Genomic DNA, 14,866 nt, shown 5'->3' with positions numbered 1-14,866 from the left:
TCTGGCGGGGTGCGAGCCGGCCGCCAGGTACGCCACGAGTTCGCCCGTGACCCGTAGCCATGATCGCACCGTGCGACCGTGGTGACCGAGAGGAGCTTGGGGAGCCGCCCGTGCCGGAAACCGACAGCTTTGACGCGTTCTACGCCGAGAGTCGCCAGCGCCTGTTCGACTGCCTGTACGCGGTCACCGGCAACGCGGCCGAGGCTCAGGACGCGGTGCAGGAGGCGTTCGCGCGTGCCTGGCAACGCTGGTCGAGCGTGCGCGAGTACGGCGATCCCGAGGCATGGGTACGCACGGTGGCCAGACGCATCGCGATCAGCCGGTGGCGCCGCGCGCGTACCGCTGTGCTCGCTCATCGCCGCCACGGACCGCCACCCGCGCTCCCCGGCCCTAACCCCGACGCGGTCGCGCTGGTGGCCGCACTCAGGCGACTGCCCACGGCCCAGCGCGTGGCGATCGTCCTCCACCACATGGTCGGCCTGCCGGTGGCCGAAGTCGCACGCGAAACCGGCGTACCCACCGGCACGGTCAAGGCCCGCCTCGCCCGCGGCCGCCGCACCCTCGCCGAGATGCTCTCCCTGGACCCGACGGAGGACTCACATGTCTGAGCAGCTCACGGTGCTTTTCGAGCAACTGCGCGGCAGCCGGCCACCGGCGCCGTTCGCCCCACCAGACCAGGTCCGCCGCCGAGGGCGGCAGCGCACACATCGCCAGGCACTCGCCGCCGGGTCGGCCGTGCTCGCGGTGGCTGGGCTTGGGACAGGATGGGCAATGGGTATCGGCGGGGAGCCGGCCCCGCCCGCGGCCTCGCTGTCGACGATGGGGACACAGGAGGTGCCGGGGTCGGTGATGCTCCAGCCCGGCGACTTCGGATCGGTTGGCGGCGTGACCGTGTCTGAGATGGACGACCAGGGCCCCGACGGACCCGCGTCGTCCTGGCCAGGTGTGGAGTCCTGTCCCGCCTTTCGGGCAGCGGACTTTCCGACGCTCGGACAGCGCCGCGACGCCCGCGGCCACAACTACACCGCCGGTACCTCGGCGAGCTGGGAAATCGTCGAACGCTACCCCGACGCGGCGGCCAACATGGCGGACGTCCGCCGCATGCTGGCAGCCTGCCCCGCGTACCAACCAACAAACGGCGACGTCCAACTCCGCCAGACCGTTGTCGACGAGCGCTTCGCCGGCGACGACTCGCTGCTGGTCCGGATGGAGTTCGGTGCCGACCTGGTGCAGTACACCGTCGTGGTCCGCGTATCAGACCTGGTAGCAACGCTGCGCTACGACACGGACGACGCCGCCGAGGCGAGGCGGATGGGCGAGCCGATGGCGGCACGCCTGAGCAGCTAGCGCCCGCCGGCCCGGTAGTCGGTCCACGATGCTGTTCCACGACGGCGCGCTTTTGCTGCCGAGCCAAACTTTGGCAGCCCAAATGCGCGTGGACCGTCGTCTCCGGCGCGACTCGAAACTCGGCTCAGCGAGAGATCGGCGGAGGCCGCGAGGTCTTCTGGCGCCGCCGGTGCCAGTAGGCCAACCCGATCGCCAAGACGGCGGCGGCGCCCAACGCGGCCAACACCGCCCCGAGCAGGCCGCCATCGGCGTGGTCGTCTGATTGCTCGGGCACGGCGGCAGCCCCGGTGGTGGTCGGCGCGGCAGTCGGCTCGCCGAGGGGCGGCACGTCAGCGGTAAGCGCCGCGACGAGATTCAGCACACCGTAGCCGTACTGCTCATCCCGACCCGGCGCCCCTTTGTCGGTGGCGGTCGCGGTGAGCCGGTGGACAACCTCAGGCGCGGAAAGCTGCGGATACTTACTCCGCACGAGCGCGACAGCCCCAGAAACAATGGCGGCCGCGTCTGAGGTGCCAGTGCCCTTGCGGTACTGGCCGTTGTAGCTGGTGCTGTAGATGTCAACGCCGGGCGCGGAGATGGCAACCTGCTCACCGGTGACGGAGACCTCAGCATGGTCGCCGTTGCGGTCGGTCGCCCCAACAGCAAGAACACCGTCATACGCCGCAGGAAAGGTCACTCCCAAATCGAAGGGGCGGTTTCCCGCTGGCGCTACAACTACGACGTCCCTGTCCAGAGCCGACTTGATCGCATCTCGGAGGGCAGGAGAAGAGCCACCTGCGGAGGAGATGTTTAGTACTGCTGCATTATTGTGCAGAGCCCACGTAATTCCGCGGGCGAGCACGTCGCTATCGGCCCCCTGAGAAGATGAAGGTTCCCGAATTGGAAGGATCTTCGCCTGCGGGGCGATTCCTAGCGCGCCGGCAGATGGACCGGTGCCGTGTGCAGCAATGAGGCCTGCCATACCTGTGCCATGTGAGTCTGTGTCGTGCTGGCCGTTCCCTGAGGTAGTTGCTAGGTCTGTGCCTGGCAAGAGGTTGTGGAGTAGATCTGGATGAGGATCTACACCTGTGTCAATGACCGCGACGATGACGCGGTCGCCGAGGCTGTACGCGTGTGCCTGCGCCACATTCAGGTGTGATAGGTGCCATTGGTCATCTCGGATTCGATCTATATGGAAGATCGTAAACGAGAGCGTGGTCAGTGCGGCGGCGAAGAACGCCTGTCTTCTAACTGGTTTGTCTACCGCCACGGGTCCAGTCCAATCACAGGTCCTGGGTTGATGTGATCGGCTTCAGTCCGCGGCTCAATGATCGGTGGCACCCCTTTCTCGATCTCCCATGACGTGTCGGAGTGGCGACGAGGGATCACGCGCTCGCGGCTAGAGGAAGTGGCGCCAATGGGGCCGTAGATGGGCTGGACAATGCTTCCGTGATCGAATCTGCTTCCCAACGGTCGCTGGCCGCCAACGAGTCCGCCTACTGGATTTGGTCGAGGGCCTCGTGAGCCCTCCATTCGTTCCGTACCGGGCGCGGGCCCGATCACTCCGCCGGGTGGAAGTGGTGCTGCGGCACGGATTCTTGTCGAGTTTGGCGTCGTTGCCAGCCCACTGCCACCGCCCTGCCCTGTTCGACCTGGAAGCACGGAGCCGGGCGGCAAACCGATCAAGCCGCCGTTGGCCGGAGGGGTAGGTACTGGGGCAAGGGGAGGCGACGAGTCTTGCGTAGGCAGATTCCCTCTGATGTCGGTGTCAGGTAGTCGTTGACTGCTAGTTTGTGCGCTCGACGCCGAGGTCGGACTCCGTGTTCCTGCCGATTCTGTACTGGCATTGCCGTACGCGTCGGGGTCGCCGCCGTCGCGTTCAGTTCTCGGCTGGTACGTAGGTGGCTGGCGGATGGCGGCCTTGGCCTCTACCAAGGTGTGGCTCAGCACGTACATGATGGAGCGCGCCCTGTTGTTCAGCCTCTCCAGGTCCTGGGCGCTGGCGGGCGCGGCGCTGATCACGGTGGCTACCTCGGCGCTCCTGTTGAAGGCGACCGTCTCCGCATGGTCCTTGATTGCGCGGGCCGTGCTCATGTACTCGTCGTACAGCGGCCTCAGCTCGCGGCGTGCTGTCGCCAGTGCGCCTACCGTCGCCGCGAGGGTTGAGTAGTTGGCGGCTGCCACCTCGTGCGTGGTGCGGACGTTGTCGATCAGGAAGTCGAGGCGGGCGACGTACGCGGCGGCGGCCGCGTTGCGGTCTGGGGGCCAGGCCTCGGCCAGGTTGGCGCGGTACTGCTCCAGCCGGCGTAGATGTGTGGCGGTCAGCTCGGACGCCTTGCGCCAGCCGGCCACCAGGCGCCAGTGGTCGTCGCTCTGTTGGTTTTCCAGCGCGTGCCACATCGCGGGCACCTCGCGGTCGAACCAGCTCGTGCCCGGCCGTGCGTACGGTACGCCGCTGCGCTCCCAAGTCATGTCAGCTTCCCTGCGGTGGGGGTGGGGCAGCCGCGGCCGTGCCGTCCAAGGCGGACTCCACGTCGATGGCTCGCGCGGCGGCGAATGCGTCGGCTGTGCCGTACATGCTGCTGACCTCGGCGGCTGCCGTTGCCAGGCCCCACGTTGCCTCTTGGTAGAAGTAGACGAGGTCGGCCGTGTTGAACTGGGACGCGCGGTGGGTTTGCAGGAAGTTGGTCAGCTCTTCGAATTCTTCCGGCGGCTCGGGAAGATCTATCGCCATGTCGTCGGTGACGTGGGGGAGATGGGCGGCGTAGTTGTCGACGACCTCGGCGCGTAAGCGGGCCGCGAACTCTTCCATCCGGCCGATATCGGCCTCGATCTGGGCATAGCCGCCCAGCCACGCTGGTCCGGAATCCTCTGCGGGTCGCCCCATCGGCCCTCCCGATAAACGAAAGCGCCCTACCCCGTCGAGGCTAATCGATAAAGGCGATCATCGGGGTCCCGCCGAGCGCTCGCCACGGAGCAAAACATGGGAGAGCAAGGGAAGCAGCCGCCAGGCAAGCCCAGGGCCCACGCCGGCCGCCCCACAGGCCCAGCGGCCCAGGCCGCGCACAGATCAAGAGCCAGGCCGGCCCACAGGCCCATCAGCCCGCGTCGAGCACAGGCCAAGAGCCACGCCGATCATCGAACGAAAAGAGCCAGGCCGGACTACAAGCCCACCAGCCCACACGAGCAGACAACGCAGCCAACGCCGAGAACGCGGGCCGAAAGCCAGCCAAGGGGCCGAGAGCCAGCGCGATCTACCTCGGCGAGGCCGACAAGCGCCAGCCCGCCGCGGCCAGCCCGCCTGGGCGGGCGCTCCGGGCCCACGCGGACACCGCCGGGCCGGGGTTGTCGGGCACGGTGGCCCTGCGGCGGGACATCACCGCGCCGACCAGGGCGGCGAGCTCCTCGGCCGTCGGCGTACCTCGTACCACCCGAAAGAATGGCTGCGGCTCGGACATAGAGGCAGAGTACAAGAGAGAAGACAGTCACAAACCCTCACATCCACCGGTGTGCCTCTCATCTCCGCCGGGTAAGTTCTTCGGGTGTCTCCCACTCCCACCCAACTCGTCGCGGACCGCTACCGGCTTCTGGAGCCGCTCGGTCAGGGCGGCATGGGCCGGGTGTGGAAGGCGAGCGACGAGGTCCTCCACCGTGAGGTCGCGATCAAAGAGCTGGTGCCGCCGCCCGGGCTGACGGTCGAGGAGCGGCAGGAGATGCGCGAGCGGTCGTTGCGTGAGGCGCGCGCCATCGCCCGGCTCAACAATGCCAACGTCGTGCGCATCTTCGACGTGCTGCGCACCGATGGCGACCCGTGGATCGTGATGGAGTACGTGCCGTCCCGGTCCTTACAGGACGTGCTCGCCAACGACGGCCCGGTGTCGGCCACGCGCGCGGCCGAGATCGGCATCGGTGTGTTGGGGGCGTTGCGGGCGGCCCACCGTTCGGGCGTGGTGCACCGAGATGTCAAGCCGGCCAACGTTTTGCTGGCCGAAGACGGGCGGGTCGTGCTCACCGATTTCGGGCTGGCGACGGTCCCCGGCGACCCAAATGTGACGCGCACCGGCCTGGTCCTCGGCTCACCGGCGTACATCGCGCCGGAGCGGGCTCGCGATGGCACGGCCGGTCCGGAGGCCGACCTGTGGTCGCTGGGCGCGACGCTCTACGCGGCGGTGGAGGGGCAGTCGCCGTTCGCGCGGCCGTCGGCGATCGGCACGCTGGCCGCGCTCGCCACCGAGCCGGTGCCCACGCCGCGCCGCGGTGGTGCGCTCAAGCCGGTGCTCAACGGCTTGCTGCGCAAGGATCCGACGGCGCGGATCAAGGCGGAAGAGGCCGATCGCATGTTGCGGCGCGCGGCCGGCCGCCGGCCCCGCGCCACGCTTTCCCTCCGAGATGGGGTACGCCGTCCGTCCGCGACCCAGCGCCGCGATCCGTTGCCCGACGTCAAGCCGACGACGGTGGTCGCCGCCGCAGAGCCGCCGACCAAGGCGCTGGCGGAGCCGCCCGTCGAGGCGCCGGCCGAGCCGCCCGCCGTGACCGAGCCGCCAAAGGACGAGGCGGAGACCAAGGTCGCGGTGCCGGCCCCCCGCCCGCAGGCGGACCCGTCGGTGCCGGTGGTGCCGGGCAAGCGTGACGAGTCGGTGGAAAAGCCGGCGGAAGCCGCGCCGGCACTGGTCCCACCCTCGGCGCCGCGCCTGGCCCGAGTCGCCTTGATCTCGGGAGCCGCCCTCGTTGTCGTACTCGCGTTGGTTTTGATCGTCGCTCTCAATGGCGGTGACGGTGACACGCCGTCGGGCGCTGGTGCCACCACGGCGCCAGCGCCTGGCGCGACGAGCGCCGCACCGCCGTCGACGCCGGCCACGGAGTCGACCACCAGCGCGTCCCCGCCGACGCCGAGCGCGTCGCCGCGGAGCACAGCCACGGCGCTCCCGGCGGGCTGGGAGACGTACAACGACCCCACCGGCTTCTCGATAGCGGTGCCGCAGGGTTGGTCGCGGACGCAGGAAGGCTCGATGGTCTTCTTCCGCGAGCGCGGCGGCGAGGGGCGTGTGCTCGGCATCGACCAGACCAACCGGCCCAAGCCCGACCCGGTGGCCGACTGGACGCAGCAGGAGCGGGCGCGACGCGGCAACTACTCCGACTACCAGCGGGTGAAGATCGCGGCGGTCGACTACTGGGACAAGGCGGCCGACTGGGAGTGGACGTACACGAGCCGCAACGGCAACCGTCTCCACGTCGTCAACCGCGGTTTCATCACCTCGCCGAACCAGGCATACGGGATTTACTGGTCGACGCTTGACTCTCGCTGGGCGGCCAACCAGGAGAACTTTGCCCTGATAGTAGATAGTTTTCGCCCGGCGCGTGACTAATCGGCATGACCAGGGCGGTACGCGGGTACTGCTATCGCCGTGAGCTACCGACAGCACGTACTTAAGCCGAGCGTGGCGCTCTGGTCGATGACCGGAGTGTTGTTGCTCTACAGCCTGGGCATCGTGGTCGTGCTGCTCACCCTCTCCGCAGTCGTGATCGGCTTCGGTGGCTGGTGGGCTGCACGGCATCTCCGCCCGGTGATGGTCGAACGGACTCGACCTCGTCGGCAACCGAACGTCGTCAACCGATAACCACTTGTTGCTGACTTGCCTCGGCATCACGTACACCGGGCTGGGACGCACCGCGGAAGCGGTCGCCTGCCAGCGGCAGGCGGTCACCACCTACCTGGCGCTCCCCAGGGAAGTCGGCACGGAGCGCGCTGTCGCGCGGGCGATGAGCCTGCTGGCGTCCTCTTTGGAGGCTGACGACCGGCCCGACGACGCGGCGGCGGCGGAGGACGCGCTGCGCCGCTACTCCGACCTCGACGCGCGCGACCAGCTCCCCCTCGACGCGGCCGGCTTCTACGCGATGACCGCCCGCACGTCGCCCGGCTGTGCGCCCCGGCGCGGCGACCACATGGCGGCGGCGAGCGCCAGCGGTGTGGCGGTGGCGGTCTACCGGCTGTTGCTGGAGCAGGTGTCACCGGAGTGGGGCGAGCAGCTGGCCGTCGCGGTGGGCGAGCGGGCGAACCACCTCGCCGCGGCGGGCCGGGCCGGCGAAGGGCTGGCGCAGGCGCGCGACGTGCTGCGCCTGATCCGCACACTCGACGAACGCGAGACATAGAGGTCTGGCGCTTTCCTCCACATCGATGGATGGTTACGGTAACTTTTGCCATCCCATCGAAGGAGGTCTCTCGTGCCAGAACGACGAACGCTGCTCGCGGGCGCTGTCGGCATCGCCGGTGGTGCCCTGCTCGGCGGCGTCTTCGCCGCCAGCCCGGCGTGGGCCGCGGTCACGCCGCCGCGCGTCTACACGCGCGCCGAGTGGGGCGCCCGCCCGGCCACCGGGACGATCCGCTACCTCGACCGCCAGCCGGACCACATCGTTGTGCACCACACCGCCGGCGCCAACACCACCGACTACTCACTGGCGGCTGCCTTCCGTCACTCGAAGTGGATCCAAAACCTGCACATGGACCAGAACGGCTGGATCGACTCGGGGCAACAGCTCACGATCAGTCGTGGTGGCTACCTGATGGAAGGGCGGCAGCTCAGCCTCCGCGCCATCACCGAGCGCCAGCACGTGAGCGGCGCGCAGACCGCGAACCACAACGACCACACCATCGGTATCGAAAACGAGGGCATCTACGTCTCGGCGACACCGCCGGCCGCGCTTTTCAACTCGCTCGTACGCACCTGCGCCTGGCTCTGTGACGTCTATTCGCTCGACCCGTTCGGCGCGATCGTCGGGCACCGCGACTATGTCGCCACGCAGTGTCCGGGCGACGTCTTCTACGCCCGTCTTCCCGAACTCCGCCAGCGGGTCGCGGCCGTGCTCGGTGCATGAACCGGACCCGAAAAATTTGCACAGGATCTATTGCGATCATGGTTAGTTTTCTTCAAAGATGTCAAGAAATATCCATCCTTGTTGGTCCCTAGTCCTGGGGAGGCACTATGACCAGCATCAGCACCGATGGCATCGCTAGACGCCCGCGCACCGGCCTTCGCCGGCTCGCCAGTGCGGCCCTCGCCATGGTGGCCACGACCGCGACTCTGGTGGGCATCTCCGCCACGCCGGCGATGGCCGCGACGACCCCCGGCATCGACGTCTCCCACTACCAGGGCGCGATCAACTGGACGAGCGTGCGCAACGCCGGCATCCAGTTCGCGTTCATCAAGGCGACCGAGGGCACGTCTTACCTCGACCCCCGCTTCGACACCAACTACGTCGCCGCGTACAACGCCGGCGTGATCCGCGGGGCCTACCACTTCGCCCTGCCCAACCGCAGCACCGGCGCGGTGCAGGCCAACTTCCTGGCGAACAACGGGGGCGCCTGGTCGGCCGACAGTCGCACTCTCCCCGCGGCCCTCGACCTCGAGGCCAACCCCTATGGCGCGTACTGCTACGGCCTCAGCACGACCGCCATGCGCAACTGGGTGACGAGCTTCCTCAACCAGTACCGCGCGCGCACCGGCCGCCACGCCGTCATCTACACCACCACCAGCTTCTGGAACACCTGCACCGGCAGCTGGAGCGGCCCGTGGAGCACCAGCCCACTGTGGGTCGCCCGCTGGGCCAGCTCCGTCGGCGCGCTTCCCCCAGGCGCACCGTTCTGGACCTTCTGGCAGTACACGTCCACCGGTGCCGTCTCCGGCATCTCGGGCAACGTCGACCGCAACCACTTCAACGGCGCCCGTGACCGTCTGATCGCACTCGCTAACAACACGTAGTGAGGTGGTGGGGCGGCGCCACGCGCGCCGCCCCACCCGTGTGCCCTTGGGCTAGGCTCGCCGGCTGTGGCCTCGGTAGACGGTTTGACAGACGCCTGGGACTGGCTCGTCGGAGGGCAGCCCGAACCGCCGCTGCTGCTGGTGATCCTCACCGGCGTGGCGGCGCTCGCCGTCGTGCTGACCCGCGTGGTGTGGCGGATCGCCCGCAACGCGATCACCATCGCGCACGAGGGCGGGCACGCGCTGGCGGCGTTGCTGACCGGGCGCAAGCTGCGCGGCATCCGGCTGCACTCGGACACGTCCGGCCTCACCCTCTCCGCCGGGCGGCCGAGCGGGCCGGGCATGGCGTTCACGCTGCTGGCCGGCTACATCGCCCCCTCGCTCATCGGCCTGGCGGGCGCGTGGGTACTGGCCGGCAACCGCATCCGGCTGCTGCTGTGGGTCGCCGTGGTGCTGCTCCTCGCGATGCTCGTGCTGATCCGCAACGCCTTCGGCATAGTGTCCATTGTGGTCACCACCGGCGTGGTCTTCGCCGTGTCGTGGTTCGCCTCGCCGGACGTGCAGGCCGTGTTCGCGTACGCCGGCGTGTGGTTTCTGCTCCTCGGCGGCGTACGGCCGGTCGGCGAGCTCCAGACCCTCCGGCGGCGCGGGCGGCTCCCCGAATCGGACGCGGACCAGCTCGCCGGCGTCACGCACGTGCCCGGCATCGTCTGGGTCGGCTTCTTCGGGCTGGTCAACCTGGGCGCGCTGGCGCTCGGTGGCTACCTGCTGGTGAAGCCCTTCGTCGACGACCTGATGTAGCGCTTCTGTCCCCCGGCAGCGCCCGCCGACCGCGGACGCCGCCGGGAGGAGCGTCAGAGCGGGATGTTGCCGTGCTTCTTCGGCGGCAGGGTCTCCCGCTTGGTACGCAGCGCCCGCAGCGCCCGCACGACCTGCACGCGGGTCTGCGACGGCTGGATGACCGCGTCGACGTAGCCCCGTTCGGCCGCGATGTACGGGTTGGCGAGCGTGTCCTCGTACTTGGTGATGAGTTCGGCCCGCAGTGCCGCCGGGTCCTCCGCCTTGGCGAGCGCGGCCCGGTGCAGGATGTTGACCGCCCCCTGCGCGCCCATCACCGCGATCTGCGCGGTCGGCCACGCGAAGTTGAGGTCGGCGCCGAGGTGCTTGGAGCCCATGACGTCGTACGCGCCGCCGTACGCCTTGCGCGTGATGACGGTGACCTTCGGGACGGTCGCTTCGGCGTACGCGTAGATGAGCTTGGCGCCGCGCCGGATGATGCCCTCCCACTCCTGGCCGGTGCCGGGGAGGAAGCCGGGAACGTCCACAAAGGTCAGTACCGGGATGTTGAACGCGTCGCAGGTGCGCACGAAACGGGCCGCCTTCTCGGACGCGGCGATGTCGAGGCAGCCGGCGAAGTGCATGGGCTGGTTGGCGACCACGCCGACCGGGCGCCCCTCGACCCGGCCGAAGCCGACCACGATGTTCTGCGCGAAGAGCGCGTGCACCTCGAGGAACTCGCCGTCGTCGAGCACGTGCTCGATCACGCGGTGGATGTCGTACGGCTGGTTGGCCGAGTCGGGGATCAGCGTGTCGAGCACGCGGTCTTCGTCGCTGACCTCCAATGTGGACTCGCTCGGGAAGACCGGCGGGTCGTCCATGTTGTTGGAGGGCAGGTACGACAGGAGCGCCTTGACGAAGTCGATCGCGTCGTCCTCGTCGGTGCCGAGGTAGTGCGCGTTGCCGGAGCGCGTGTTGTGCGTACGCGCGCCGCCCAGCTCCTCGAAGCCGACATCTTCACCGGTGACCGTCTTGATGACGTCGGGACCGGTGATGAACATGTGCGAGGTCTGGTCGACCATCACCGTGAAGTCGGTGACCGCGGGGGAGTAGACCGCGCCGCCCGCGCACGGCCCCATCACCAGCGAGATCTGCGGGATCACACCGCTGGCCCGCACGTTGCGGAAGAAGATCTCGCCGTACAGGCCGAGGCTGACCACGCCCTCCTGGATGCGCGCGCCACCGGAGTCGTTGATGCCGATCACCGGGCATCCGGTCTTCATCGCCAGGTCCATGACCTTGACGATCTTCTCGCCGAAGACCTCGCCGAGCGAGCCGCCGAAGACGGTGAAGTCCTGGGCGAACACGCACACCTGGCGGCCGTCGACCGTGCCGTAGCCGGTCACCACGCCGTCACCGTACGGCCGGGTCTGGTCCAGTCCGAAGGCGGTCGAGCGGTGGCGGGCCAGCTCGTCCAGCTCGACGAAGGAGCCCTCGTCGAGCAACATCGCGATCCGCTCGCGGGCGGTCTTCTTGCCGCGGGCGTGCTGCTTCTCCACGGCGCGGGCCGAGCCGGCGTGTACGGCTTCGTCGACCCGGCGCTCCAGGTCGGCGATCTTGCCCGGTGTCGTGTGGACATCGATCTCGGTCGAGCTTTCCTGAACGGTCACTAGATGATCGTAACTACCGGCGAGTTCGGTGGATCAACTGAGTCGTTTCGCGGCAAATGCCCTATTCGTTAGCTCCAGCGTGATGCTCTTGGGTCTCGCGCTCATGGTCAGTGGGGCGATCGTGCTCGTCGCCCTGCGACGTGCGCTCTGGCAGCAGCAGGACGAGGAGCCGGACGCCCCACCGGACGAGCAGGTGCCGTACGTCGGGAAGCGGGAGGAGTCGACGTACGACCCGATCGACATCCCGCTCGACGACGCCGACCGTGGCGAGTACGGCGCCCGACCGATCTACGTGCCACCAGTGCGCGGCACGGTCTACATGTCCCGGCGTACGGACTGGCCGGAGTAGGGCCGGTCGCGGCGCCGGACGCCGGCTTCCTTCGGCGCCCCTCCGGGCACAGGCATAGGCTCGCCTGGTGACCTCGCCGTACACGGACCTGGACCGGCCGCCGCTCAACGCCCATCGGCTCACGGCGGCACTGGTCACCGCCGCCGGGCCGTGGACCCGCCTGGACCTGCGGGCGGAGACCGGCTCGACCAACGCCGACGCGGCCGGCGCGGCGCGCGACGGCGAGCCGGAGGGCCTGGTGGTCGTGGCCGAGGCACAGACCGCTGGCCGGGGGCGCCGTGGGCGGGAGTGGGTCTCGCCGCCTCGCGCGGGCATCACCGCCAGCGTGCTGCTTCGCCCCGGTGTGGCCGTGCCCGAGCGGGATTGGCCCGCGGCCCCGCCGGCGGCGTACGGCTGGCTGCCGCTGCTCGCCGGGGTCGCCCTGGTCGAGACCGTGACCCGGCTGGCCGAGGTGCCCGCCGTGCTCAAGTGGCCCAACGACCTGATGGTCGGCGACCTCAAGTGCGCCGGCATCCTCGCCGAGGGCGTGCCCGACGGGGGCGGTGCCGTCGTGGTCGGTATCGGGCTCAACGTGACACTCCGCGCGGGTGAGCTGCCGCCCGACCGGCCGGCCACCTCGCTCCAGCTCGCCGGTGCGGTGATGACCGACCGCGACCCGCTGCTGCGCGCGCTGCTCCGTGGGCTCGCCACCTGGTACGCCCGCTGGCGGGAGGCCGGGGGCGACGCGGAGGCGTCCGGCCTGGCTGAGGCGTACCGGCACCACTGCGGCACGCTCGGCCGGAGCGTGCGTGTGCGGCTCCCCTCCGGCGAGGAGCTGGCCGGCGAGGCGACCGCCATCGACGCCGACGGCCAGCTCGTCGTCCGCACGGCCGAGGGGCGCGTGCAATCCGTCGCCGCCGGTGACGTCCTCCACGTGCGCTGAATCCGCCACGAAAACGCTCGGCGCCCCCGGGCCGTCCATTTGGCACGCGGAAACGGCGAAAAGTAGTGTCCACGTTTCCGCGGCTGGCCCACAACCGCTACCGTCAGCCCCGTCACGAATGTGAATGAGGAGGTTGGCGTGGCCTTTCCGGAAGACGTGCTCACCAAGGACGAGCACGTCGTGCTGCACATGCACCCGCACTGGAAGGAGGCGATCCGGCCGGTACTGGTGCTGGTGTTGGCACTCGTCGGCCTGATTGCCGCCTGGATCTTTCTTCCCGATGGCAGCGGCGGCACCATCACGCTCTACGTCGTCGCCGCGGTGGCGCTTGTCGTCGTGCTGTGGCTGACCGTCTGGCCGGTCCTGGTCTGGCGGACGACGCACCACGTCTTCACCAATGAACGCGTGATCCTCCAGCACGGCGTGTTCTCCCGCGACCGGCGGGACATCCCGCTCGGCCGCGTCAACGACCACTCGATGAGCCAGACGTTCATCGAGCGCCTGCTCGGCTGTGGCACGCTCACGATCGAGTCCGCCGGTGAGCGCGGCCAGTCGGTGCTCCGCGACATGCCCGGCGTGGAGCGGGTCCAGACCAAGCTCTACGAGCTGATCGAGGCCAACCACGACAAGCACAGCCTCGGCGACGAGGAGATGCGCGAGATCATGCGCGAGTCCAACCAGGGGGCCGGCGAGGCCCAGCAGCCGTAGGGCTCATCCCGGCAAGCGAAAGGGCGCCCCGCTCGCGGGGCGCCCTTTGGTGTTTCTGTGCGTCAGCGGGTCGTCGAGTGGCGGGCCGCGTCGAGCTCGACCGCCAGCTCGGCGTCGAGCGCGACGTCGTCGAGCGGCGAGGCCAGCTCGGCTTCCAGCGGCTCGGTCAGCTCCTCGAACTCCGCCTTCTCGCCGTTGCGCGCCTGCGCGGGGACCGCGGCCGTCGCCGGCTCCGACTCCTCCATCGCCTCGACGATCTCGGCGACCGGGTCGAGGTGGTGCTGGTGCTCGGCGCCCGCCGGCAACGGCCTGAAGACGAAGGTGCGGTAGGACCAGAACCGGAAGGCCATGCCGAGCACGAGGCCGACGGTCTTGACCAGGTTGAGCGCGAGCAGGCCGTGGATGTCCAGGCCGTACTTGGCGATGGCCAGCACGCCGAGCTCGATGAGCAGGCCGGCCGCGTTGAAGAGGAAGAACAGCGAGTACTCACGGCGCATCGCCGACTTCGGCCGGTCGCGGAACGTCCAGTGCCGGTTCATGAAGTAGGACGACGTCATCGCGACGATGGTCGCGATGACGGTCGCCTTGAGCTGCCCGTCTGCGAGAACGGTCAGCACCAGCGCGTTGAACAGAGCGTAGTTGACTACGGTGTTCACGCCGCCGACCGCGCCGAACTTCAGCGCCTCGCTGATGAACTTCTGCCAACGCTCGGGTAGCAGGCGGACAAGACGCATTCGGCCACCTTACGGCAGTCTGGCGGCCACGTGGCCGCGACCGGCTGGAGGTTTACTGAAGGTCACGCCCGCTACTTGCTCTCCGTAACCGTGGCGGGGACGGGCTGTGCATCGGGCTTCAGGAATACCCAACGCCGGTAGGACCAGAAACGAAATGTGGTGCCCATCGCCGTGCCGACGATGTTTGCCGAGATGTTATCCGCGATGGGGTTCTTGAATGCCGGCCAGATGCTGCCCAGGCCATAGTGGGAAATGGCCAGCGTGAGCAGGCTGAAGCTCAGCCCCAGCGCGTTGAGCACGAAGTAGATGACGTACTCCCGGGCGAGGTTGGACCGGGCGCGGTTGCGCCAGGTCCAGAACCGGTTTCCGATGAAGGCGACCGTCGCCGCGATGGCCGTGGAGAAGATCTTGGCGGTCAGCGACTCCATGTCGAGCAGGGCGAGCGCGATGTTGAAGAGGATCAGGTCGACGCCGAAGGCGATGATGCCGACGGTCCCGAACTTGCCCAGCTCGTGGACGAGGTGTCCGAAACGCTCCCAGAGCCGGCGCAGGAAGCCCGGTCTAGGGGAGGAAGACGCCGAAGGCTCGCCGGTGACGGTTGCGGACACGAGGTCGAGGGTACC

18 protein-coding genes are annotated in these 14,866 nt (G+C 68.9%); 11 read left to right on the top strand and 7 right to left on the bottom strand.

Annotated features, from left to right (window positions below):
• Positions 1-110: 110 nt before the first annotated feature.
• Positions 111-608, top strand: coding sequence for a SigE family RNA polymerase sigma factor (locus ACFFIA_RS10520; protein WP_377249226.1), 498 nt, complete (start codon positions 111-113; stop codon positions 606-608).
• Complete coding sequence (locus ACFFIA_RS10515) at positions 601-1,347, top strand: hypothetical protein (protein ID WP_377249224.1); 747 nt, start codon at positions 601-603, stop codon at positions 1,345-1,347. The genes ACFFIA_RS10520 and ACFFIA_RS10515 overlap by 8 nt, the downstream gene beginning before the upstream one ends.
• A 124-nt stretch (positions 1,348-1,471) precedes the next feature.
• Here the strand turns inward: ACFFIA_RS10515 and mycP are convergent, their stop codons facing one another.
• From mycP to ACFFIA_RS10495, 4 genes are all read right to left on the bottom strand, one after another.
• Positions 1,472-2,473, bottom strand: coding sequence for a type VII secretion-associated serine protease mycosin (mycP, locus tag ACFFIA_RS10510; RefSeq protein ID WP_377249733.1), 1,002 nt, complete (start codon positions 2,471-2,473; stop codon positions 1,472-1,474).
• A gap of 113 nt (positions 2,474-2,586) precedes the next feature.
• Entirely contained in the window at positions 2,587-3,798 is a 1,212-nt protein-coding gene (locus ACFFIA_RS10505) for a hypothetical protein (RefSeq protein ID WP_377249222.1), read from the bottom strand.
• A 1-nt stretch (position 3,799) separates the two neighbouring features.
• The gene (locus ACFFIA_RS10500; protein ID WP_377249220.1) at positions 3,800-4,213 is read right to left on the bottom strand and encodes a hypothetical protein; all 414 of its coding nucleotides are present in this window, start codon (positions 4,211-4,213) and stop codon (positions 3,800-3,802) included.
• A gap of 367 nt (positions 4,214-4,580) precedes the next feature.
• Positions 4,581-4,784 carry an acyl-CoA carboxylase subunit epsilon gene (locus ACFFIA_RS10495; RefSeq protein WP_377249218.1) on the bottom strand — a complete coding sequence of 68 codons (204 nt, stop codon included), beginning with the start codon at positions 4,782-4,784 and terminating at the stop codon, positions 4,581-4,583.
• 84 nt (positions 4,785-4,868) lie between these two features.
• On the opposite strand from ACFFIA_RS10495, the gene ACFFIA_RS10490 reads away from it, so the two are divergent.
• The 6 genes from ACFFIA_RS10490 (at position 4,869) to ACFFIA_RS10465 (ending at position 9,884) form a co-directional block, all read left to right on the top strand.
• Positions 4,869-6,692, top strand: coding sequence for a serine/threonine-protein kinase (locus ACFFIA_RS10490; RefSeq protein WP_377249216.1), 1,824 nt, complete (start codon positions 4,869-4,871; stop codon positions 6,690-6,692).
• 39 nt (positions 6,693-6,731) lie between these two features.
• On the top strand, positions 6,732-6,944 hold the full coding sequence (locus ACFFIA_RS10485) for a hypothetical protein (protein ID WP_377249214.1): 213 nt from the start codon (positions 6,732-6,734) through the stop codon (positions 6,942-6,944).
• 4 nt (positions 6,945-6,948) lie between these two features.
• Positions 6,949-7,476: a hypothetical protein gene (locus ACFFIA_RS10480; protein WP_377249212.1), complete on the top strand. Its 528-nt coding sequence runs from the start codon at positions 6,949-6,951 to the stop codon at positions 7,474-7,476.
• Between the two features lie 72 nt (positions 7,477-7,548).
• Positions 7,549-8,199 (top strand): peptidoglycan recognition protein family protein, encoded by a 651-nt coding sequence (locus ACFFIA_RS10475; protein ID WP_377249210.1) that lies wholly within the window; start codon positions 7,549-7,551, stop codon positions 8,197-8,199.
• A gap of 107 nt (positions 8,200-8,306) precedes the next feature.
• Positions 8,307-9,083, top strand: a complete 777-nt coding sequence (locus tag ACFFIA_RS10470) for a GH25 family lysozyme (RefSeq protein ID WP_377249208.1) — start codon at positions 8,307-8,309, stop codon at positions 9,081-9,083.
• A 66-nt stretch (positions 9,084-9,149) separates the two neighbouring features.
• Positions 9,150-9,884 carry a M50 family metallopeptidase gene (locus ACFFIA_RS10465; RefSeq protein ID WP_377249206.1) on the top strand — a complete coding sequence of 245 codons (735 nt, stop codon included), beginning with the start codon at positions 9,150-9,152 and terminating at the stop codon, positions 9,882-9,884.
• A 53-nt stretch (positions 9,885-9,937) separates the two neighbouring features.
• Here the strand turns inward: ACFFIA_RS10465 and ACFFIA_RS10460 are convergent, their stop codons facing one another.
• Positions 9,938-11,530 carry an acyl-CoA carboxylase subunit beta gene (locus ACFFIA_RS10460; protein ID WP_377249204.1) on the bottom strand — a complete coding sequence of 531 codons (1,593 nt, stop codon included), beginning with the start codon at positions 11,528-11,530 and terminating at the stop codon, positions 9,938-9,940.
• An 82-nt stretch (positions 11,531-11,612) separates the two neighbouring features.
• On the opposite strand from ACFFIA_RS10460, the gene ACFFIA_RS10455 reads away from it, so the two are divergent.
• The 3 genes from ACFFIA_RS10455 (at position 11,613) to ACFFIA_RS10445 (ending at position 13,509) form a co-directional block, all read left to right on the top strand.
• The gene (locus tag ACFFIA_RS10455; protein ID WP_377249202.1) at positions 11,613-11,879 is read left to right on the top strand and encodes a hypothetical protein; all 267 of its coding nucleotides are present in this window, start codon (positions 11,613-11,615) and stop codon (positions 11,877-11,879) included.
• A 64-nt stretch (positions 11,880-11,943) separates the two neighbouring features.
• The gene (locus ACFFIA_RS10450; protein ID WP_377249731.1) at positions 11,944-12,801 is read left to right on the top strand and encodes a biotin--[acetyl-CoA-carboxylase] ligase; all 858 of its coding nucleotides are present in this window, start codon (positions 11,944-11,946) and stop codon (positions 12,799-12,801) included.
• A 138-nt stretch (positions 12,802-12,939) separates the two neighbouring features.
• A complete protein-coding gene (locus tag ACFFIA_RS10445; RefSeq protein WP_377249200.1) occupies positions 12,940-13,509 on the top strand; it encodes a PH domain-containing protein in 570 nt (189 codons plus the stop codon).
• Between the two features lie 62 nt (positions 13,510-13,571).
• Here the strand turns inward: ACFFIA_RS10445 and ACFFIA_RS10440 are convergent, their stop codons facing one another.
• Positions 13,572-14,243: a GtrA family protein gene (locus ACFFIA_RS10440; protein WP_377249198.1), complete on the bottom strand. Its 672-nt coding sequence runs from the start codon at positions 14,241-14,243 to the stop codon at positions 13,572-13,574.
• 71 nt (positions 14,244-14,314) lie between these two features.
• Positions 14,315-14,851, bottom strand: a complete 537-nt coding sequence (locus ACFFIA_RS10435) for a GtrA family protein (protein ID WP_377249196.1) — start codon at positions 14,849-14,851, stop codon at positions 14,315-14,317.
• Positions 14,852-14,866: the final 15 nt, after the last annotated feature.

The organism is Phytohabitans kaempferiae, assembly GCF_042433955.1.
Classification (GTDB): Bacteria; Actinomycetota; Actinomycetes; order Mycobacteriales; family Micromonosporaceae; genus Phytohabitans; species Phytohabitans kaempferiae.
The sequence above is the reverse complement of the archived record's forward strand: the minus strand, read 5'-3'. Positions and strand labels throughout refer to the sequence as shown.